Raw genomic sequence first — 20,783 nt, 5'->3', positions numbered from 1 at the left:
TCGTATGAGTCTGCTACCTGACGCGGTCTGCTGGCATGAAGGAATGCAATTGCTGCCACAGCATTTTCAGTTACAGGGCCTGCGGGCCGAGGCGCTCGGCGCGCATCTGGCTCAGGCGTGCAATCCGTGGTTTTTTGGCGTCAGCCACATGGAGTTCGACCCGTCGGCGATGAGCGCCGGGGTGGTGCGGGTGCTGTCGTTGCAAGGGACGATGCCGGACGGTCTGCCGGTCAATCTGCAAGTCGGTGTCGACCCGACGCTGGAGCTGGACGTCGCTGCCGCGATCGACGCCACGGACGATGCGACGGTGACGGTCTATCTGGCGATCAGTCCGCTCTGGCGCGCCGGTCAGTTGTTGCCGCTCAAGGGGCGTCTGCAATCGGTGGTCGGCGAGGCGTTACCGGATCTCACCAGCGGTGAGTTTCCTGAATCGATCACGGTGTGGCGCCCCAATCCACGCCTGTGCACGCAACTGAACAAAGCCGATTCAATCTGCCTGCCGCTGTTGAAAATCCGCAAGGAAGGTGGCGGTTTCCTGCCGTTGCCGTACACGCCGCCGACACCGGTGTTATTGCCGGAATCGCCATTGGGTCGACGGGTAGCCGGGCTCTGTGCGCGGGCGCGGGAGAAGTGCCTGTTTCTCGGCGGGCGATTGCGTCAGGCGCAGCAGGCCGGCAATCAGGATGACGCGCTGGAAATCCGTCGGCAGATGACGGCGTTATGGGCGCGGCTGCCGGAAGTGGAAGGGGCGCTGATCAGTCGTGTCGCTCATCCGCAAAGCATTTATGTGCAACTGCTGGGGCTCGCTGGAGCGTGGTCGGCGCTGGATCCGCTGGCGGGTGTGCCGGCTTTTGCGCCATTGGATTTTCTCGAATTGCAGCGCGGTTACGAACTGCTGCTCGACTGGCTGGAAAACACCCTGGAACTGATCCGCGCCGGTTACCGCAGCATCGCGTTCGAGCGCGGCGAGCAGAGTTTTTCGATTCAGTTGCCGGACGAGCAACCGAGCCAGCGTCTGGTCATCGGCCTGCGCATGCCCAACGGGGCCAGCGAGCAGGCTGCCGGCGAATGGCTGCGAGGCGCGATCATCGCCTCGGCGCCGCACATCGCGTTGCTCAGCCGCCAGCGCATGAGCGGTCTGACGCATCAGGCCATGAGCCGCAGCGAGCAGGTGGCTTATAGCGTCGGCGACGACACCCGGCTGTTCGTGGTGACCGCTGAAGGCAGCTGGTTCGACGCGCAACTGCCGCTGATGATCGCCGCGCCGGCCACCAAGTTGACCAGCAGTCCGTGGCAAGTGGTGTTGTTTGTCGCCCAGAACAGTGAACGTGCCTGATCACACAAGGAACGTCGTATGTCGCAAGGAAGTGCCGCAAGCCTCGGGTTGCAGGACGCTCCGCTGAGCAGTGCGTTCCGCCAGACGTGGCAGCAGTGGTCGCAGGACTGGAGCCAGTTGCCCAAGGACAGCGAGGACGAAGCGGCGCTGGTCGAGACCGTGGTCGAACTCTCCACCCGGGCTTCGCAACGGCTGTGGCGTACCGCGTTTGCCCGGGTGGGCGATTCGGCGACCGAGCAGGTCAAGGCGCTGGTGTACGCGTTTGTCGCGCTGGTCGATGAGACCCTGCTGTTCAGCCCGTGGCCGGGCCAGAGCGCGTGGCAGGAAAAACCTCTGGAGTCGCGACTGTATTCCAGCCGTCAGGCTGGCGAGCAAGTGCCAGCGGCGATCCAGACCCTGCTCGATGAACAGCAGCCCACCACCCGCGATCTGGCCAACGTGTATTTGCAGTGCCTGATCCTCGGTTTCCACGGACGCCTGCGCGGTGAGCAGGGTCAGGTGCAACGGGAAAAATGGCGGCGGGCCCTGTTCACGTTTGCCTGGCAGGACGAGGCCGATTACGCCGCTGTCAGTCAGCGACTGGTACAGCCTTCGCTGGCGACACCCTTGCAGTTGCCGGTGCGCACGGCGTTGCCCGACGGCTTTCGTTTGGCGCTGGGCATTCTGGCGATGATTCTGTTGCTGACAGGGCTCGGGCAGTTTCTGTGGCGCGACATCCGTCAGGAACTGGAGCCGGTGTTGCAGGCGCCCGACACGCTGACGGCGCCGGAGCAAGACTCATGAGTACCCTGACGATCGTGGCCTGGGTGGTCGCCATCCTCCTGCTGCTGGTGATCATCGCGGTGGCGGTGTGGTGGCTGCGCACCCAGAGCGGCGCGGCGATTCGCAGTTTCTACGCTGCCGTGCGGCACATGGAACAGGAGCAGGGCGCCCACGACCGGTATCAGATGCCTTGGCTGTTGATGCTTGGCGATGAAACCCAGGGCGCGCAACTTGCCACTCAGTGGCGCCTGCAACCCACCGACAAACCGGCGTGGTTCGGTCGCTGGTGGTCGGACTCCGAAGGCGCGGTGCTGGTGGTGCCGCAGGCGCTGTTTCTACCGGAAGACGGCATGCACCTGCAACGCGGCGGCTGGTGGCGCTTGCTCGGGTTGATCCTGCGCCTGCGCAGCAAGCGGCCGCTGGACGGGGTGATCTGGACGGTACCGGTCAGTCGGCTGAGCAATCTGGAACAGGCCACGCAACTGGGACTGGCGGCGCGTCGGCGTTTCATCGATCTGTTGCAGCGCTTTGGTCTGAGCCTGCCGGTGTACGTGGTCATCACCGGGCTGGAAGAACTGCCCGGGTTTCAGGAGCTGATCAGCGCCCTGCCGGACGAGGCCCGCGATCGCACCTTGGGCTGGTCGTCGCCCTATGCCCGCGATGCGGTGTGGCAGGGGCAATGGAGCGATCAGGCGCTTGATCGGTTGCACCGCGCGGTGGCGGAAGCGGTGATCGAAATCGGCACCCTGTCCGGGCATTTGAGTGCGGATCTGTACGCCTTGCCAGAACGTCTGGAAACCCTGCGCCGTGGTTTGCAGAACGTGCTGGAGCCGGTGTTTCAAGGCAACGCTCAGGGCGAAGCACCGTGTTTTCGTGGGGTTTACCTGACGGCCAATCAGCCGGCCGACGATGCGCTGGACGGTTTTTCTGCCGATGACAGCGGCCTGCAGCAAAGTGCGTTTGTGCGTCAGTTGTGGCGCCAGCGAATAGTCGGCGAACGCGGACTGGCCCAGGGCGTGCCGCGCCTGTTGCGCTTGCGCCAGCGCTGGCAGCGAGTGACCGCCGGGGTGGCGCTAGTGGTCGGGGTGGTGTGGGCGGTGGCGATGCTCTGGGTCTGGCACGCATCGGTCAAGGACGCCCATGAACTGGCGCGGCTGCTGCAAGGCGCACAGAAGAATTACGTGGCGGTCACCGACGACGAGCATCGGGTCGAGCCGACCCGGCGCAACGTGCAGAACTTCTGGCGGGTGCTGGAACGGGCACCGCACTGGCACTACGTTTCGCTGGCCTTTCCGACGTCGTGGTTTTCTTCGCTGGACGGGCGACTCGAACAGGAAGTGTTCAGGTCGACCCAGCGCCACATGTTGCAACCGCTACACGATCTGCTGGTCGCGGAACTGGTGAAAATCAAGGCGATCCGCGCCACCGACCGGCGCACCAGCGTCGAAAGTGAAGACCCGGCGCAGTGGCAGAATTATCAGAAGGCCACGGATCTGGTCGAGCGGGCCTTGCGTCTGGAACAACAGAATCAGTTGTTCGCCCAGGTACAGAACAATCAGCGGGTGCCGCTGGAAGACCTGGCGCAGCTGAGCAACAGCGCGCTGTCACTCAACCTCAACGCCGGCACTTTGCCCCACGCCGCCTACTACAACCGACTGCTCGCGGCCAATGATGGCGGCGACTTGCAGGCGTTGGATCTGAGCGTTGAACGGCCGCTGATCGTCAGCAATTTCACCGGGCTGATGGAGCGCTGGCTCGATCAGTATTTTCTGGCCGACAACTTCGTCAGCAAGGCCGGTTACCTGAAATTGCATCTGGAACAGCTTGAAGCCGGGAGTGGCAACAGCCTTACCGAACTGGAAGACCTGCGCGCGCTGATCGACGACCTGCAAGCGGCGATCGCCCTGACCAACTCGACCTGGAGTCGCGGCAAGGGCCAGGAGCTGGTGCCGGGTTATCGCGAGTTTCTCGACAAGGTGCGCAAGAGTTCATTGCTCGGCCCGGCCGTCGAACAGCAGCTCGATGCGCAGGCCGGTAAGTTGCAGCAGAGTTTTCGCGATCAATGGATCGCTCAGGTGGGTTCGCGCGGCAATCTGCTGGTGCAGCAGGGCAGCGGGCAACTGGCGCTGCAGGATCAGGTGGTCAAGCTCAACAACGCGGTGCAGGCGCTGTTCAAGCGCGACTTCGTTTCGATTGCCCTGCGCGCCAGTCAGGACAGCGTCAACCGGCAAGGCCAGACCGTCGATGGCGATGACCTCAACGAGTCGCTGAATTATTTCGCCAGCTACAAGAGCTACGTCGCCGAAGAGTTGCCGCGCATTCCGCCGGCCTACCGCGAAGCATTGCTGCAAGCGGCCGAAACTGCCGCCGCGCAAGCGATGTGGTTGAGTCTCAAGGATCACGATGACCAGACTCATCCTTACGCGGTGTTCAACGTGCAGGCCGTGCAGGCGATGAACCTGCAAAAGGCCTTTGTCGAGGTCCATCGCAGTGATCTGGCGGCGCGTCTGCAAGGGGCGCTGAACCGCCGGGCGATGGCGCAGATCGTTGGTGGGCTGGATGAAATCACCGCGCAGCCGCTGTTCGGTGGCCGCACGGAGATCAGCCAGTGGGACGGCTCGAAAAACCTCGGCCTGCAACTCTATGGCGCGAGCGACGTGCAGGATCTGAAGCTGAGCCTCAAGCAGCAATTCAACACCATGCTCGGCATCACCGAGCGTCGCGCACCGGCGCTGGAATGGCTGAAGACCCAGCAGGGCAATCTGTCGGCGCTGGATTACGAGCGCGTGACCCAGTTCAGCGCGCTCAATGACGAATTGCTCAAGTACAAGGATTCCAACCCCGCCAGTTCGCCGGCGCAGATCGAGCAACTGGTCAGCCGCGATTTCATTGAAATGGACACCGGTTCCTGCGTGCAGGTGTTGCAGACCGCCAATCTGACCGGCGGGCGCGGCACCCTGGCGATGCGGGCGGTGGAATTGCAACAGTCGGCCCTGCAACGCTGCCAGTTTCTGCAACAGCAACAGGCGGCCGCCGCGTGGAACGAGCTGGCCACCTACTTCAATCAATACCTGGCCGACCGCTTTCCGTTTGCCAACGGCGTGCAGGCCCAGGATGCCGACCCGGCGCGGGTCCAGCACTTTCTGGAAATCATCGATAAGCGCTTGCCGGTGGCCCAGGCCGGACTGGTCCTGAGCCAGACCCCGGAGCGGCTGGCGGCAGAAGATTTTCTCAACCGGGTGAAGCAGGCCAGCGTCTGGCTGACGCCGCTGTTCGTGCGCGACAAGAGCGGCATTCTCGGCGTCGAGCTGGACGTGCGCTGGCGCACCGACCGTGAAGAAGAGAAGGGCGCCGATCAAGTGATTGCATGGGGCTTGCTGGCTGGCAATCAGCAGATCAGCTATCCCGCTGCCGATCAGCCGAACCTGCGCTGGATGCCTGGCCAGCCGATCCGCCTGACCCTGCGCTGGGCGCGCAACGGCAAGGAGCGCCCGGTCAACGATCCGCTGCAACCGAACCTGGTGGTGCGCGATCTGGAGGCCGGTTGGGAGTATGGCGGGCCGTGGTCGCTGCTGCGCCTGATGCGCGCGCACTTCTCAGTGCAGCGCCAGCCGAGTATGGATTACACCGATTTTCCGCTGAGCCTGCGCCTGCCGGTTACCGCGCAGAACGACAGCGTCACCAGCGAATTCACCCGGATGTTCGTGCGCGTGTCGCTGATGAGCCAGGGCTCGAAACTACCGTTGTCGATTCCACCGTTGCCGACCCGCGCGCCGCGTTCACCGTTCCAGGTGACCGGCACCACCGCCGCCCTCGAAACGCAGAAGGAGGATTTGTGAGCCTGCCATCGACCCCGCTGCCGGACCTGATCGATCAGTTGCTCGCGCCCATCAGCGACGACGCGCCCTGTGGTGCGGATCTGCGCTATGAGCGTGAGTACGACCAGTTGCGCGATCTGCGCCGCGAGGACGACGCGAGTTTGCCCACGGGTGTCTGGCAGTCGACCCTGAAACGGGCCAACTGGCCGGAAGTCGAGCGGCTGACCACCACGTTATTGCTCGAGCGCAGCAAGGACTTGATGCTCAGCGCCTGGCTGGGCGAGGCCTGGCTGCATTTGCAGGCACTCGATGGGCTGCCGGGCAGTCTGGCGCTGATCGCCGGTCTGTGTGAGCGCTATCCCGAACAGTTGCACCCGCAGGCCGACGACGGCGACCAGTCGTGGCGGGCGATTCCGCTGGAATGGCTGGTGCGTCGCTACAGCGAAGTGCTGCTGACCCGGGTGCCTTTGTTTGGCGCCAACAACAGCGATTTTGAGGGTTACACCCTCGAAACCTGGCGGCGGATTCAGGTGCAGCAGGTGCAGGCCAACGACTCCAAAGGCGCAAAAGCGTCGGCCGAAACCGCCCGCAGCGAACACAAGAAACTCATCGAACAGGTGCGGGCCACGCCCATGGCATTCTGGCTGCGTCATCAAGGCAATCTGCTGCTGAGCCTGCAACACCTGCAGCGTCTGGATGCCTGGTGCGATGCGTATCTGGGAGATCAGGGGCCGGGGCTCGGACCGTTGCAGGACACCCTTCAAGCGTTGTTGACACTGGTTCAGGAGTTCATCGCCATGCACCCACAGCAACCACTGTCGGCACCGCCGCCTGCGCCGGTCGCGGTCTCACCGGTTGAAGCGTCTGTCACGGCCACGCCCGAAGCCGCGCCAGTGCCGCGCGAACCGGCCAGCCGCGAAGAGGCTTATCGGCAATTGCTGCTGATCGCCGAGTACCTGGCCCGCACCGAGCCCCACAGCCCGGTGCCGTATCTGATCCGACGCGGGGTGGAGTGGGGCAACAAACCATTGAGCGAGCTGCTTGGCGAGCTGATTTCGGCAGACGCCGAATCCCGGCGCCTGTGGACCTTGCTCGGCGTGCTTTAGTGCACGCGCTGATTGTTCAGTTTCGGCGGCAACTGCAACGGCGTCAGTACCGGTTGTCCGGAGAAGAACGCCACCAGATTTTTGCCCACCAGTTCCACAGTGCCTTGGGTGGCTTCCGGTGACAGTCCGGCGACGTGCGGGGTGAGAAGCACATTGCTCAGGCCTTTCAGCGCATCGGGCACTTGCGGCTCGTGATCGAACACATCCAGCGCCGCCCCGGCGATTCGACGTTGCTCCAGTGCGCTGATCAGGTCGGCAGTGGCGATCACGCTGGCACGGGCAATGTTGACGATAAAACCGTTGGGCCCCAGGGCATCGAGCACCGGGCGGGTCACCAGATGCTGGCTGCCGATGCCGCCGGGCGTGGCGACCACCAAAAAGTCCGAGGCCCGGGCCAGTTCGGTCGGGGTCGAGCAGAACGCGTAAGGCACGTCACTGCGCACCTGACGGTTGTGGTAACTGATCTCCATGTCAAAGCCCAGGCCTGCGCGTTTGGCAATTGCCATCCCCACCGCACCCAGCCCGAGAATCCCCAGGCGCTTGCCGGCCAGCGACGGGCGCATGATTTTCGGCCACTCGCCCCGACGCACGGCGGCATCGCAGCGCGGAATGTCACGCACCAGCGCCAGCAGCATCGCCATGGCGTGGTCGGCCACCGACGAAGCGTTGACACCGGCGCCGTTGGTCACGGTCAGCCCCCGGTCGCTGGCGGCTTGCAGGTCGACCTGCTCGTAACCGGCGCCGATCACGCAGATGATTTTCAGCGCGGGCAAGGCCGCGATTTCTTCAGCATATAAACCCAGCGGGCCACGGGTCAGCACCGCGTCGATCCTTGCCCCATGGGTGGCGATGGCTTGCGCGCGCTCGGCAGGGGTCGGCGCGAGAATCAGGTGAAAACCCTGACGTTCGAGGATCGGCAAATAGTCATTGATGGTTTCAACCAGTACCAGAACGGTGGCGGGCATTGCTCGGCTCCTGTGATCGTCTGTCTTGGGCGCAAAAGTCGGTTCAGAGTGCTGATTCCAGAGCGGTTTGGCAATGGCTGGCACGGCCCCGCATCAGGCAGTGTAGGAGCTGATGCGGGGAGCGCGCGGGTGCTTCGTCAGAAGGTGACGTCGGCAGTGTTGATCAACCGTACGAACGCCGCGTCGAGGGTTGCGTTGTGGTGTTCGATGATTGCCTGTGCCGACAGCGCAGGGGTGTCCATGCAAGTATGGGCATCGGCCACCAGCAGCGGCTTGAATCCCAGGTCGGCGGCGGCGCGGCAAGTGCTGTCGATGCAGAACTGGGTTTTCATGCCGACGATGTACAGGTCTTCGACTTTCATGGCGTTGAGCTGGTGAGCCAGTTCTGTGCCGTGAAAGGCATTGGGGCGGGATTTTTCGAAGAGGGTGGCGTTTGCGGCGTCCAGCTCAAGCTCTGGCAACAGTTGCCAGAACGCACTGCCGGCGGCAATTGGTGACCCTTGTGGGCCGGTGTGACGGACGGCAAGGATCGGCACTTGTCGCTGGCGTGCCCGGGCGATCAAGTGCTGAATGTTGGCGAGTATGCGTTCGCCGTCGTGGGGCTTTTCCTGACCCTGGAACAGGCCGACCTGCATATCGATGATCAACAGTGCTGCGGACATGGTGTTTCTCCTTGAGTACCAAAAGTGCCGCACGGACGGGAGAAACAACAAGGCCCCGTCCATTGCTGGCGGGGCCTTGGGTTTGCTGCGCTGGTTTTACCTCACGCACAAACACCACGACCCGCCGGTGGCGGTCGTGGTGGTACGGGTGAGGTGCAGCGGGCAAAGGTTCATGGGGCCGATCATGCTGGTGGCGCCCGCGACCTGTCAATCATCGAATCAGGTCACGTACTGGGCGATGCCGTTGCCGAATGACCAGTTCTCTTTTTTCACTTCCACCAGATTGATGAACACGTCTTCCTGACGCACGGCCAGTTGCTGGTTCAGGTTGCGCGCGATGGTCTGGAACAGCCGTTGTTTCATCTCCACGGTGCGGCCTTCGCTGATGGTCAGCTGGATGAACACGATGCCGTCGCTGCGCTGGATCCCCAGGTATTGCGGGTCATAGACGAAGTGCTGGTCGTCGTGCTCGGCCAGCACCTGGAAATTGTCGTGTTCCGGCACATTGATCTCGCTGCGCAGGGCGGCGTAGATCACTTCGCCAATGCGTTTGGCGAACGTCGGGTCCGGGTTTTTCTTGATGTCGACGCGGACGAGGGGCATGGGATGGCTCCACAGGCGAGGGGACTGGACGGGGATGTCAGTCAATTCGCCATTGGGTATAGCCGAAAAATGCCAGACGGTGAGGTTGTTTAAAAACGTTAGGAAATGGACGCACCGTCCTGCGGGATTTACGGATGTTGCCTACGAGTGCTGCCGGATTCATCCGCTATACGGCGGGGTGAGAAGCGCGGAATTATAGAGAGCAGGACGGGATGCGTTCTTCATGACGAAGCAGTAATCCGGACGGAAATTGCCATCAGCCAAGGAAGGCCAATGCTTCAGAACAACCGCGAAAACCTGGAACTCGACAGGCTGCATAACGAAACGCGAAAACTGATAGCTGAGCGGCAGAAGCTTATGGCGGAACAGAAGAAGCTGAAGTGGGAGACGTATTTTTATCCAGTTGCGGTGGTGGCCGGCGTGTTGACGGCAAGCGCGGCATTGGCAGGCGTCTTTTTCAAGTTTTGAGCGTTCGTTTTCGCAATCTTCAGACACATGACCCAAAAGGAAATCAACATGAGCACCTATGACGCCAAAGCCAGAATGGAACAACTGGAACGTGAACACGATGAGTGGGCCGAAAAAATACGTATCAAAGACAGGAAAGAAATGCGCCCGATCTGGGGGTTGATGGGTCTGGGCATCTTTTGCATGTTCCTCGGCTTCATATTGGCCCGATCGATCTGATCGGGCTTTCCCATGGCTCATTCGGCGCCGGTGCATGTCATAAAACGACATGTAGCGTATCTGGCGCCGACAGGCTTTTTCCTGAAAACGACAATCCTCCGATCTGCTCCGTACAACCATTCCTCAGCTAAGTCTTTGCTTCTGCTCATTTATCGCGGAGAATCGCGCCCCTGTTTCGGCCGGAGCATGTCTGTCGGTTTTTTCCGACGCGTCCTGACCGAGTGGCAAGTGACCGGAATGCGGAGATCCGACCGGATGAATGATCAGGCCAATAGCGTCGAACAACGCTTTGAAGCGGCAGCACCAGCCGAACTGTCGAGCTGGAATCGCCATGACACTACCTGGATGTTGGGACTGTTTGGGACGGCCATCGGCGCCGGTACCCTGTTTTTGCCGATCAACGCAGGTCTGGGTGGCTTCTGGCCGCTGGTGATCCTCGCGCTGCTGGCCTTCCCGATGACGTTCTACGCACACCGCGGCCTGACCCGCTTCGTGCTCTCCGGTCGCGAAGGCGCCGACATCACTGACGTGGTGGAACAGCATTTCGGCATCAAGGCCGGCGCGCTGATCACTCTGCTGTACTTCTTCGCGATCTTCCCGATCCTGCTGATCTACAGCGTCGGCCTGACCAACACGGTCGCCAGTTTCCTCGAACACCAACTGCACATCATGCCGCCACCGCGCGCGCTGCTGTCGTTCGTGCTGATCCTCGGCCTGCTGGCCGTGGTGCGCTGCGGCGAGCAAGTGATCGTCAAGGCCATGAGCCTGATGGTGTATCCGTTCATCGTCGCGCTGCTGTTCCTGGCGGTGTACCTGGTTCCGCACTGGAACGGCGGCATCCTGACCACCGCTTCGCAAGTGCCGGCACCGTCGGCGCTGCTGCACACGTTGTGGCTGGCGATTCCGGTGATGGTGTTCTCGTTCAACCACTCGCCGATCATCTCGGCGTTTGCGGTGGACCAGAAGCGTCGTTACGGCGTCCACGCCGACGAGCGTAGCTCGCAGATCCTGTCCCGCGCCCACCTGCTGATGGTGGTGATGGTGCTGTTCTTCGTGTTCAGCTGCGTACTGACCCTGTCGCCGGAGCAACTGGCGGAAGCCAAGGCGCAGAACCTGTCGATCCTGTCGTACCTGGCCAACCACTTCAGCAACCCGACCATCGCGTTCGCGGCGCCGCTGATTGCGTTCGTGGCCATCTCCAAGTCGTTCCTCGGCCACTACATCGGTGCCAGCGAAGGCTTGAAAGGCTTGATCGTCAAAAGCGGCAAGCGTCCGGGCGCCAAGGCCCTGGACCGTATCGTGGCGGCCTTCATGCTGGTGGTGTGCTGGATCGTGGCGACCCTGAACCCGAGCATCCTCGGCATGATCGAAACCATCGGTGGCCCGGTCATCGCGGCGATCCTGTTCCTGATGCCGATGTACGCGATCCGTAAAGTGCCGGCGATGGCCCGTTATCGTGGGCAGATGTCGAACGTGTTTGTCACCGCGGTGGGTCTGGTGGCGATTTCGGCGTTGATCTATTCGCTGACTGCTTGAGGTTCAACACAAGATCCCGTTTGATCTTGTGAAAAAGAAAGGCCGATCTGCCTCGCAGGTCGGCCTTTTTTGTGCCTCTATGGTTTGTAATTGATCGTTCCCACGCGAACGATCAGCGCCAGCCGTTCAGCAGGCATAAAAAAACGCCGCACATCTCGCGATGGGCGGCGTTCTTCATTGCGTTGCAGCGTTAGGCTTGAACGACAGGGATCTTGGCGTTCGCAGCAGCTTCACGGAACTCGGCAATCTGGTCGAAGGACAGGTAGCGGTAAACGTCGGCCGCCATGCTGTCGATCTTGCCAGCGTATTCCATGTACTCCTCGACGGTGGGCAGGCGACCCAGGATCGAAGCAACGGACGCCAGCTCAGCCGAGGCCAGGTAGACGTTCGCGCCGTCGCCCAGACGGTTCGGGAAGTTACGGGTCGAAGTCGACACCACGGTGCTGTTCGGCTCAACGCGTGCCTGGTTACCCATGCACAGCGAGCAGCCTGGCATTTCCATGCGGGCGCCGGCCTTGCCGTAGATGCCGTAGTAGCCTTCTTCGGTCAGTTGGTGAGCGTCCATCTTGGTCGGCGGCGACAGCCACAGACGGGTTGGCAGCTGACCCTTGACCTGATCCAGCAGCTTACCGGCAGCGCGGAAGTGACCGATGTTGGTCATGCACGAACCGATGAACACTTCGTCGATCTTCTCGCCAGCAACGCTGGACAGCAGACGGGCGTCGTCCGGGTCGTTCGGCGCGCACAGTACAGGCTCGCTGATGTCGGCCAGATCGATTTCGATGACTTCGGCGTATTCGGCGTCGGCATCGGCTTCCATCAGTTGCGGGTTGGCGATCCAGGCTTCCATCGCTTGAGCACGACGCTCCAGGGTACGCGCATCGCCGTAGCCTTCGCCGATCATCCAGCGCAGCAAGGTGACGTTGGACTGCAGGTACTCGGTGATCGATTCTTTCGACAGCTTGATGGTGCAACCGGCAGCCGAACGTTCGGCCGAGGCGTCGGACAGTTCGAAAGCCTGTTCCAGGGTCAGACCTTCCAGGCCTTCGATTTCCAGGATGCGGCCGGAGAAGGCGTTTTTCTTGCCTTTCTTCTCGACGGTCAGCAGACCGTTCTGGATGGCGAAGTAAGGAATGGCATGAACCAGGTCACGCAGGGTGATGCCAGGTTTCATTTTGCCTTTGAAGCGCACCAGGATCGATTCCGGCATGTCCAGCGGCATGACGCCGGTGGCAGCGGCGAACGCGACCAGACCGGAACCGGCCGGGAACGAGATGCCCATCGGGAAACGGGTGTGCGAGTCACCACCGGTACCGACGGTGTCCGGCAGCAGCATGCGGTTCAGCCACGAGTGGATGATGCCGTCGCCCGGACGCAGGGAAACACCGCCGCGGGTCATGATGAAGTCAGGCAGGGTGTGGTGGGTGGTCACGTCGATCGGCTTTGGATAAGCCGCGGTGTGGCAGAAGGACTGCATCACCAGATCAGCGGAGAAGCCCAGGCACGCCAGGTCTTTCAGTTCGTCACGGGTCATTGGACCGGTGGTGTCCTGAGAACCTACGGTGGTCATTTTCGGTTCGCAGTAGGTGCCAGGACGAACGCCTTTGCCTTCTGCCAGACCGCAAGCCTTGCCGACCATTTTCTGCGCCAGGGTGAAGCCCTTGGTGCTTTCAGCCGGTGCTTCAGGCTTCTTGAACAGGTCGAACGCTGGCAGACCCAGTTCGGCGCGAGCCTTCTCGGTCAGGCCACGGCCGATGATCAGCGGGATACGGCCGCCGGCGCGGACTTCGTCCAGCAGGACCGGGGTCTTCATTTCGAAGGTGGTGATGACTTCGTCGGTACCGTGCTTGCAGACTTTGCCTGCGTGCGGGTACAGGTCGATCACGTCGCCCATGTTCATGTTCGATACGTCGAACTCGATTGGCAGTGCGCCGGCATCTTCCATGGTGTTGTAGAAGATCGGAGCGATTTTGCTGCCGAAGCAGAAACCGCCAGCGCGCTTGTTCGGCACGTAAGGGATGTCGTCGCCGAAGAACCACAGAACCGAGTTGGTCGCCGATTTACGCGAGGAACCGGTACCGACCACGTCACCGACGTAGGCGATAGGGAAGCCCTGGCCGCGCATTTCTTCGATCTGCTTCATCGGGCCGGTCTTGCCTTGCTCGTCCGGAACGATGCCGTCACGGGCCATTTTCAGCATGGCCAGGGCGTGCAGCGGGATGTCAGGACGCGACCAGGCGTCTGGGGCAGGGGACAGGTCGTCGGTGTTGGTTTCGCCAGTCACCTTGAAGACGCGCAGGCTGATCTTGTCGGCCAGCACAGGGCGCTTCTTGAACCACTCGCCGTCAGCCCAGGATTGCAGCACGGCCTTGGCGTGAACGTTGCCGTTCTTGGCTTTTTCAGCCACGTCGTGGAAGGCATCGAACATCAGCAGGGTGTGCTTGAGTTCTTCGGCAGCCACTGGCGCCAGCTCGGCGTCGTCCAGCAGTTCAACCAGGGTCACGATGTTGTAGCCGCCCTGCATGGTGCCGAGCAGTTCTACAGCGCGCTTCTTGTCCAGCAGAGGGGAGGAGACTTCGCCCTTGGCCAGTGCGGAGAGGAAACCGGCCTTGACGTAGGCGGCTTCGTCCACTCCTGGTGGTACGCGATTGGTGATCAGGTCAACGAGGAAAGCTTCTTCGCCAGCCGGAGGATTCTTCAGCAGCTCGACCAGGCCTGCAGTTTGTTCGGCGTTAAGCGGCTGGGGAACGATACCCAGGGCTGCACGCTCTTCGATATGTTTGCGGTAGGCTTCAAGCACAGTTATTACCCTCATCAGTGGTCCCAAATGGGTGTCCGGGACGCTCATCCCGAAATTGCCGTACTCATGCTCCTCACGACGTTGTGGGTCGTTCGGCCAGAATTACCGGCAATTCCTTACAGAAGCTGCTTTCAAAGTTTTACGCCTGCAGAACGGGGAGCTGATGAGGGTTGGCGTTTGGCTTTTCCCCGCTGGAAAAACCTTACGCCAACACCGCTCTGAAGGAACGACTGTGCTCGTGACGCTTTGAAAACAGCTTCTAACGGACATTGGCGCCTAAAAAGGCTGGCTGATTCTACGGCAAAAAAAATTTAAAGGTAAGTCGCGCTCTATTGGACTTTGGTTGCGTTGTGCGCGGCTGGGGCAAACCTTGATCCAGCGCTTGTCCCTGACGTTTGAGGGGTGATGAATGCCGGACAAAGGGCTAACATGCCGACCTGTTCCGCGTTTCAAGTGTTTTGCCCATTCTATGCCCAATCAGACCATCAAGACCCCCTGCGTCGGCCTCTGCTCCACCGTTTACGGTGATCTGGTGTGCCGTGGCTGCAAGCGTTTCCACCACGAAGTGATCCACTGGAACGGTTACAACGAGGAAGAAAAGCGCGCGGTCTGGCTGCGTCTTGAGCAATTGCTGTCACAAGTGATGGCCAGCAAGGTCGAGGTCTTCGATCCGGCGCGCCTGCGTCAGCAGCTGGAACAGCGCAAGATCCGCTTCGTGCCGCATCAGTCGCAATATTGCTGGGCGTATCAGCTGATCGCCCGGGGCGCGCGGGTGATCATTAATCTGGAAGCCTACGGAATGGTGCTGCTGCCGGAGTTTCGCGACTGGAACCTGCCGGAACTGCGCGATGCCATTGATCGGGAATTTTTCCTGCTGTCGGAAGCGCACTATCAGCGCTACATCGCCCCCGGTTTCCTCAAGGATGCGCTGGGCGACTGAGCATTACCTGTGGCGAACACGCTCGCCACAGGATCACAACAATGCTTAATGTTTCACCGCCAACTCCACCAGATGGTCTTCAACCTCCTGCGGTTTGAGCACCAGCACATCGCTTTCCAGTTGATCCAGCACCTGTTCGGCCGTATTGCCGATCAACGCACCGGATACCCCGCTGCGCGCCACCGTGCCAATCACCGTCACCGCCGCCTGCAGCTTGTGCGCCATGAACGGAATCAGCACATCCGCCGGACCTTCCTCGACGTGCAGGTGAGCGTCATCGATATCGAATTCAGCCTGAAACGCCCGGCATTGCTCGCGATAGCGCGCCTCGATGGTTTCCTTGAGCTGGAACGTCGGGTCGGCCGCTGACAGCATCGGCGACGGATGAGCGGTAATCACGTGCAGATGCCCCTTGGCCAGGCTGGCGATGTCGAAGCCATGGTCGATGATCGTGGTGTGCAGATGACGGTGTTCGCCATCGGCATTGCCCACGTCGACCGCTGCCAGAATCACTTTGTCCTTCCACGAACCGGCGGTTTTCACCAGCAGCACCGGAGTAGGGCAATGGCGCAGCAGTTTCCAGTCCGCCGGGGTCAGCAGGGCCTTTTTCAGCGAGCTGTCGGGGAAGTGCTGCTTGATCACCAGCCCGCAGCCTTCGGCCTGCTGCACGTCGATGATGGTTTCGTGCAGGCTCTCGTTCCACGCCTGCTCGGTGGTGACGCTGTAGCCGTCCGCCAAAAGTGCGGCCTTGAGCACGCTGAGCATGCCGGCGTGATCGTGCTTCTTGTCGCAGACCAGCAGGTGCAGATGGGCCTGGGTCACCCCGGCGATCAGCTTGGCGCGCTTGAGCGCCAGGCTTTCCGCGTGTTCGGGTTCGATGACCACCAGAATGCTGCGAATGGCTTGCATGAGTGAGTCTCCAGCAATGAAAAGGCACGGCGTTGCACAACTATAGTTGCTGCGCATCCGTCTGCGACTTGATGCATATCAACGCGGGCGGCTGGTGGTCTGCGGGCAGGCCGGTATAATCGGCGCCCTTCGCTCGAACACCTTTTGACCGTGAGCCCCATGATCCTTCCCGAAATCCACGAATTCCTTGGTTGCCGCACGCCCGACGCCTGGGTTGAAGCCGCGCTGGCCGATCAGGAAACCCTGCTGATCGACCACAAGAACTGCGAGTTCAAGGCCGCCAGCACCGCGTTGAGCCTGATCGCCAAGTACCATTCCCATGTCGATCTGATCAACATGATGTCGCGTCTGGCCCGGGAAGAACTGGTGCACCACGAACAGGTGATGCGCATCATGAAGCGGCGCAAGATCGAACTGCGCCAGCTGCACGCCGGCCGTTATGCTTCGAGCCTGCGCAAAGTGGTGCGTAGTCACGAACCGGTGAAACTGGTCGACACCCTGGTGGTCGGCGCCTTCATCGAAGCGCGCAGTTGCGAGCGGTTCGAAGCGCTGGTGCCGTATCTGGACGAAGAACTCGGCAAGTTCTACTTCGGCCTGCTGAAAAGCGAGGCCCGGCATTTTCAGGGTTACCTGAAACTGGCCTACCAATACGGTGACGCCAAGGACATCGCGCAGGTGATCGAGAGAGTCCGCGCCGCCGAGCAGGACCTGATCGAATCGCCGGACGAAGAATTCCGTTTCCACAGCGGTGTACCCGTCGCGGCATGAATTGTTAAAAACTCTTAAGAGTATGAAACTTCAACGAAAACCGGCCCCGGAGGCCGGTTTTTGCTGCCTGCGGTAAACGTCTCGCCATTGAATGCCCGCATAATGTCGCCCACTTCACAAAGCGGTTGGCGGCGGTTGTTATGGATAACCTGGGTTTTGGCAGAGTCCTGCTGGTGGAAGACGATGAGCGGCTGGCTGCGCTGATCGCCCATTTTCTCGAACAACACGGCTACGAGGTGCGCACCGTGCATCGCGGCGATCTGGCCGTGGCCGCGTTTCTTGAATTCAAGCCCAAGGTGGTGGTGCTCGACCTGATGCTGCCGGGGCAGAGCGGCCTGCACGTGTGCCGGGAAATCCGCAGCGTGTCGGACACGCCGATTGTCATCCTGACGGCCAAGGAAGACGACCTCGACCATATTCTGGGCCTGGAGTCCGGGGCCGACGACTACGTGATCAAACCGATCAAGCCGCCCGTCCTGCTCGCGCGCCTGCGTGCCTTGCAGCGCCGGCAAGTCCCGGAAAGCGGCGTAGTGAGTTCGCTGGAGTTCGGCAACCTGATCATTGATCGCAGTTGCCGCGAAGTGCGTCTGGCGGGCGAGCTGATCGAGCTGACCACCATGGAATTCGAGCTGCTGTGGCTGCTGGCCAGCGCTGCCGGCAAGATCCTGTCGCGCGATGACATTCTCAACCGCATGCGCGGCATCGCCTTCGATGGCCTCAACCGCAGCGTCGACGTGTACATCAGCAAGTTGCGCAACAAACTCAAGGACAACCCTCGCGAGCCGGTCTGCATCAAGACCGTGTGGGGCAAGGGTTACCTGTTCAATCCGTTCGCGTGGGAGTTGTAGATGCTGCGGTTATTTCTCGGGCTGTTTCTGGTGATGACGGTCGGGCTGGTGGCGGCGCTGCAAACCGTCGAACACACCTTCAACGCGTTGCTCGACAACCAGATGCAGGCCTACAACCGTGAGGCGGTACGCGGACAGGCGTGGTCGCTGATCGAACACATGCGCGACCAGCAGGGCGCAGCGCGCGAGGCGCAACTGGAAGCATTGCGGCCGCACTACGGGCTGACGCTGAGCCTGGTCGAGGCTGACCAACTGAACCTCAACGATCAGGAGAAAGCCGAACTGGCCCAGGATCTGCTGGTGATCCGCGATGACTACACCCAGTTCATCAGCAATATCGACGGTGGTTCGCAGTTGCTCAGTATCAAGCTGCCGCCCGAACCGAGCCTGATGCCGTTCTACATTGCCGGGGCCTACCTGATGCTGGCCGTGCTGCTCGGCATCGTCCTGTATTTCTGGGTTCGCCCGCACTGGCGCGATCTGGAAAAGCTGCGGCTGGCCGCCGAGCGCTTCGGCGACAACGATCTTTCGGTGCGGATCCAGCTGTCCAAACGCTCGAACATCCGCGACCTGGCCGGCCACTTCAACCTGATGGCAGCGCGCATCGAAGGCCTGATCGCCAACCAGCGCGAACTGACCAACGCGGTCTCCCACGAACTGCGCACGCCGATTGCCCGGTTGTCGTTCGAGCTCGATCAGCTCAAGCAGCAACCGGACGCCAGCCAGAACCGCGAACTGATCGCCGACATGTACGCCGACCTCGGCGAGCTGGAAGAAATGGTCTCCGAACTGCTGACCTACGCCAGCCTCGAACGTGGCGCGACGGTGATCACCCGCGAAAATATCCAGGCGGCCAACTGGCTCGACAGCGTGGTCGGCAGCGTGGCACTGGAAGCCGAGGCGGCCGGGGTGCAGTTGTTGATCGTTGATTGCCGGGTCGATGAAGTGCGGATCGAGCCGCGCTTCATGGCGCGGGCGGTGATCAATCTGCTGCGCAATGCCATTCGCTATGCCGAGCAGCGGGTCGAGGTGTCGCTGGTGCGCATCGGCGATCAATACGAAGTGCAGGTCAACGACGACGGGCCGGGCGTGCCGCTGGAAGGACGGGAGAAAATTTTCGAACCGTTCTCGCGCCTGGACGCCAGCCGTGACCGCCGCACGGGCGGCTTCGGCCTAGGCCTGGCACTGGTGCGGCGGGTGTCGCAATCCCATGGCGGGCAGGTCGAGGTCGGCGATTCACCGTGGGGCGGCGCATCGTTTCGCATGACCTGGGCGCATCTGGATTGATGACTTCCTTTTCCCAAAGGGGGAGGCAGTCGATTAACTGAGGACGTAGTCCACCGGTTTCAGCGCCGGCGGCAACGGCTCGGTCCCCAGCTCCGAGAGAATATCCCGCTCGATACCCCGCACCAGCGCATCGGTCGGCAAGTCGTTTTCATCCCGGCCGAACGGGTCTTCCAGCTCATCGGCAATCGCATCCAGCCCAAAAAACGTGTAGCTGACAATCGCCGTGAACAGCGGTGTCAGCCAGCCCAGCGGTTCGGCCATGGCGAACGGCAGCAGGATGCAGAACAGGTAAATCGTGCGGTGCAGCAGCAAGGTGTAAGGGAAGGGCAGCGGCGTGTTCTTGATCCGCTCGCACACCGCCTGCGCCTGGGTCAGGCTGGTCAGGTGATTGGCCAGCAGCATGTAGCGCCATTCGCTGAGATCGCCTGATTCGTGCAGATCGGAGCATTGCTGACCCACCGTCTGCAGGATGCGCCCGCTGTAGTCCGGCACCTGCGCATCGTGCTGCGGGGTGATCCATTCGGCGCTGGCGGCGGCTTCATCTTCCCGGCGCAACCGCGCATTCAGCGCATGGGCGAAACCTGCGAGGTTGAGCAGCAACAGACGGCGCTGCGCCGATTCGCGGATCACATGAGTCTCGCGGATCACCGAGCGCACATGCACGATCACTTCGCCCCAGGCCTTGCGCGCTTCGTACCAGCGGTCGTAGCAGGCGTTGTTGCGAAAATTCATGAAGATCGACAGCGACAGACCAAGCAAGGTGAACGGCGTGGCGTTGACCTTGGTGAAGTTGCTCGGGTGGAGCATTTCCACCAGCACGATGGCCGACGCCAGCAGCGTGACCATCAGGGCGCGCAGGGCGATGCGCTTGGCAATCGAGCCTTTGAGGGTAAAGAGAATGGCGAATTGATTGACCTTGGGTCGGATGATCATGCGGCTCTCTGCCTTGGAAACGTGGCGGATCAGCCGCCGGTCATGTTCATGAAGCGCACCACTTGCACGTCGTCGTTCACTTCAAAGTTGTGCCGGTAAGGCTTGAGCTTCATCGCTTCGATGATGGCTTTCTCCAGCCGTTCCGGTTGACCCGGATGGGCGCGCAGCACCGCTTTCAGATCCACCGAATGCTCGTTCCCCAGACACAGTAGCAAACGCCCCTCGACGGTCAGTCGCACCCGGTTGCAGGTGCCGCAGAAGTTGTGGCTGTGGGGCGAGATGAAACCCAGCCGGATGTGCGGCGCTTCCGCCAGCCGCCAGTAGCGCGACGGGCCCTGGGTCGATTCGGCGGAGTCGATCAGGGTGTAGCGTTCGGCGATCTTTTCGCGCACCTGGGTGCTGGAAAAGAACGACTCGGCGCGGCTGTGTTCGCTGATGATGCCCAGCGGCATTTCCTCGATGAAGGAAATATCCAGATCCCGTTCGATGGCGAACTGCACCAGATCGTTGATCTCGTGATCGTTGCGGCCCTGCATCACCACGCAGTTGAGTTTAGTGCGGGTAAATCCGGCGGCGCGTGCGGCGTCGATGCCGTCGATCACCTGAGCCAGGTCGCCGGTGCGGGTCATCTGCTTGAAGCGCGCGGCATCGAGGCTGTCGAGGCTGACGTTGAGGCGTTTGACCCCGGCGTCGAACAGCGGACTGGCGAGTTTGCCGAGTTGCGAGCCGTTGGTGGTCAGGCACAGTTCGCGCAGGCCGGGCAGGGCGGCGATCTGCTTGCACAACCCGACGACGCCGGGGCGAATCAACGGCTCCCCCCCGG

18 protein-coding genes are annotated in these 20,783 nt (G+C 61.5%); 11 read left to right on the top strand and 7 right to left on the bottom strand.

Annotation, left to right across the window (positions count from 1 at the left end; all coding sequences use genetic code 11):
• Positions 1–4: 4 nt before the first annotated feature.
• Genes tssK through tssA form a run of 4 tightly spaced genes read left to right on the top strand, consistent with a single transcriptional unit; the run spans position 5 to position 7,022 of the window.
• On the top strand, positions 5–1,336 hold the full coding sequence (gene tssK, locus PMI24_RS24655) for a type VI secretion system baseplate subunit TssK (protein ID WP_007958857.1): 1,332 nt from the start codon (positions 5–7) through the stop codon (positions 1,334–1,336).
• A gap of 18 nt (positions 1,337–1,354) precedes the next feature.
• Positions 1,355–2,119 carry a DotU/TssL family secretion system protein gene (locus tag PMI24_RS24650; RefSeq protein WP_007958855.1) on the top strand — a complete coding sequence of 255 codons (765 nt, stop codon included), beginning with the start codon at positions 1,355–1,357 and terminating at the stop codon, positions 2,117–2,119.
• Positions 2,116–5,937: a type VI secretion system protein gene (locus PMI24_RS24645; RefSeq protein WP_007958853.1), complete on the top strand. Its 3,822-nt coding sequence runs from the start codon at positions 2,116–2,118 to the stop codon at positions 5,935–5,937. Before PMI24_RS24650 ends, PMI24_RS24645 begins: the two co-directional genes overlap by 4 nt.
• Positions 5,934–7,022: a type VI secretion system protein TssA gene (tssA, locus tag PMI24_RS24640; RefSeq protein WP_007958851.1), complete on the top strand. Its 1,089-nt coding sequence runs from the start codon at positions 5,934–5,936 to the stop codon at positions 7,020–7,022. Before PMI24_RS24645 ends, tssA begins: the two co-directional genes overlap by 4 nt.
• Here tssA and PMI24_RS24635 read toward each other — a convergent pair.
• From PMI24_RS24635 to PMI24_RS24625, 3 genes are all read right to left on the bottom strand, one after another.
• Positions 7,019–7,987, bottom strand: a complete 969-nt coding sequence (locus PMI24_RS24635) for a 2-hydroxyacid dehydrogenase (protein ID WP_007958849.1) — start codon at positions 7,985–7,987, stop codon at positions 7,019–7,021. The genes tssA and PMI24_RS24635 overlap by 4 nt on opposite strands.
• 137 nt (positions 7,988–8,124) lie before the next feature.
• Positions 8,125–8,649, bottom strand: coding sequence for a cysteine hydrolase family protein (locus tag PMI24_RS24630; protein WP_007958840.1), 525 nt, complete (start codon positions 8,647–8,649; stop codon positions 8,125–8,127).
• 219 nt (positions 8,650–8,868) lie between these two features.
• Positions 8,869–9,252, bottom strand: a complete 384-nt coding sequence (locus tag PMI24_RS24625; protein WP_007958838.1) for a tautomerase family protein — start codon at positions 9,250–9,252, stop codon at positions 8,869–8,871.
• A gap of 273 nt (positions 9,253–9,525) precedes the next feature.
• Between PMI24_RS24625 and PMI24_RS24620 the strand changes: the two genes are divergently transcribed.
• The 3 genes from PMI24_RS24620 to PMI24_RS24615 all read left to right on the top strand — a co-directional run bounded on the left by PMI24_RS24620 (position 9,526) and on the right by PMI24_RS24615 (position 11,475).
• Positions 9,526–9,720: a hypothetical protein gene (locus tag PMI24_RS24620; protein ID WP_007958836.1), complete on the top strand. Its 195-nt coding sequence runs from the start codon at positions 9,526–9,528 to the stop codon at positions 9,718–9,720.
• A gap of 48 nt (positions 9,721–9,768) precedes the next feature.
• Positions 9,769–9,939 carry a hypothetical protein gene (locus tag PMI24_RS29390; RefSeq protein ID WP_007958834.1) on the top strand — a complete coding sequence of 57 codons (171 nt, stop codon included), beginning with the start codon at positions 9,769–9,771 and terminating at the stop codon, positions 9,937–9,939.
• A gap of 255 nt (positions 9,940–10,194) precedes the next feature.
• Positions 10,195–11,475 carry an HAAAP family serine/threonine permease gene (locus PMI24_RS24615; protein WP_007958826.1) on the top strand — a complete coding sequence of 427 codons (1,281 nt, stop codon included), beginning with the start codon at positions 10,195–10,197 and terminating at the stop codon, positions 11,473–11,475.
• Positions 11,476–11,665: 190 nt separating this feature from the next.
• Here the strand turns inward: PMI24_RS24615 and acnB are convergent, their stop codons facing one another.
• The gene (acnB, locus tag PMI24_RS24610; RefSeq protein ID WP_045121882.1) at positions 11,666–14,275 is read right to left on the bottom strand and encodes a bifunctional aconitate hydratase 2/2-methylisocitrate dehydratase; all 2,610 of its coding nucleotides are present in this window, start codon (positions 14,273–14,275) and stop codon (positions 11,666–11,668) included.
• Positions 14,276–14,744: 469 nt separating this feature from the next.
• On the opposite strand from acnB, the gene PMI24_RS24605 reads away from it, so the two are divergent.
• Entirely contained in the window at positions 14,745–15,215 is a 471-nt protein-coding gene (locus tag PMI24_RS24605) for a DUF1289 domain-containing protein (protein WP_045121881.1), read from the top strand.
• Between the two features lie 45 nt (positions 15,216–15,260).
• Here PMI24_RS24605 and PMI24_RS24600 read toward each other — a convergent pair whose 3' ends face one another.
• Positions 15,261–16,124, bottom strand: coding sequence for a universal stress protein (locus PMI24_RS24600; RefSeq protein ID WP_007958823.1), 864 nt, complete (start codon positions 16,122–16,124; stop codon positions 15,261–15,263).
• 159 nt (positions 16,125–16,283) lie between these two features.
• Here PMI24_RS24600 and PMI24_RS24595 point away from each other — a divergent pair, with 159 nt between their 5' ends.
• From PMI24_RS24595 to PMI24_RS24585, 3 genes are all read left to right on the top strand, one after another.
• Complete coding sequence (locus tag PMI24_RS24595; protein ID WP_007958822.1) at positions 16,284–16,892, top strand: tRNA-(ms[2]io[6]A)-hydroxylase; 609 nt, start codon at positions 16,284–16,286, stop codon at positions 16,890–16,892.
• 140 nt (positions 16,893–17,032) lie between these two features.
• Positions 17,033–17,740 (top strand): response regulator, encoded by a 708-nt coding sequence (locus PMI24_RS24590; protein WP_007958821.1) that lies wholly within the window; start codon positions 17,033–17,035, stop codon positions 17,738–17,740.
• On the top strand, positions 17,741–19,027 hold the full coding sequence (locus tag PMI24_RS24585; RefSeq protein ID WP_007958820.1) for an ATP-binding protein: 1,287 nt from the start codon (positions 17,741–17,743) through the stop codon (positions 19,025–19,027).
• Between the two features lie 33 nt (positions 19,028–19,060).
• On the opposite strand, the gene PMI24_RS24580 is transcribed toward PMI24_RS24585, so the two are convergent.
• The gene (locus PMI24_RS24580) at positions 19,061–19,960 is read right to left on the bottom strand and encodes a bestrophin family protein (protein WP_007958819.1); all 900 of its coding nucleotides are present in this window, start codon (positions 19,958–19,960) and stop codon (positions 19,061–19,063) included.
• A gap of 29 nt (positions 19,961–19,989) precedes the next feature.
• Positions 19,990–20,783 (bottom strand): GTP 3',8-cyclase MoaA (locus PMI24_RS24575; RefSeq protein ID WP_007958810.1); only part of this gene is annotated, 794 nt, incomplete at its 5' end.

The sequence above is a fragment of the Pseudomonas sp. GM25 genome (assembly GCF_000282255.1).
GTDB classification, from domain to species: Bacteria; Pseudomonadota; Gammaproteobacteria; order Pseudomonadales; family Pseudomonadaceae; genus Aquipseudomonas; species Aquipseudomonas aphyarum.
Note: the sequence above shows the minus strand (reverse complement) of the source record. Positions and strands in the feature narration are given on the sequence as shown.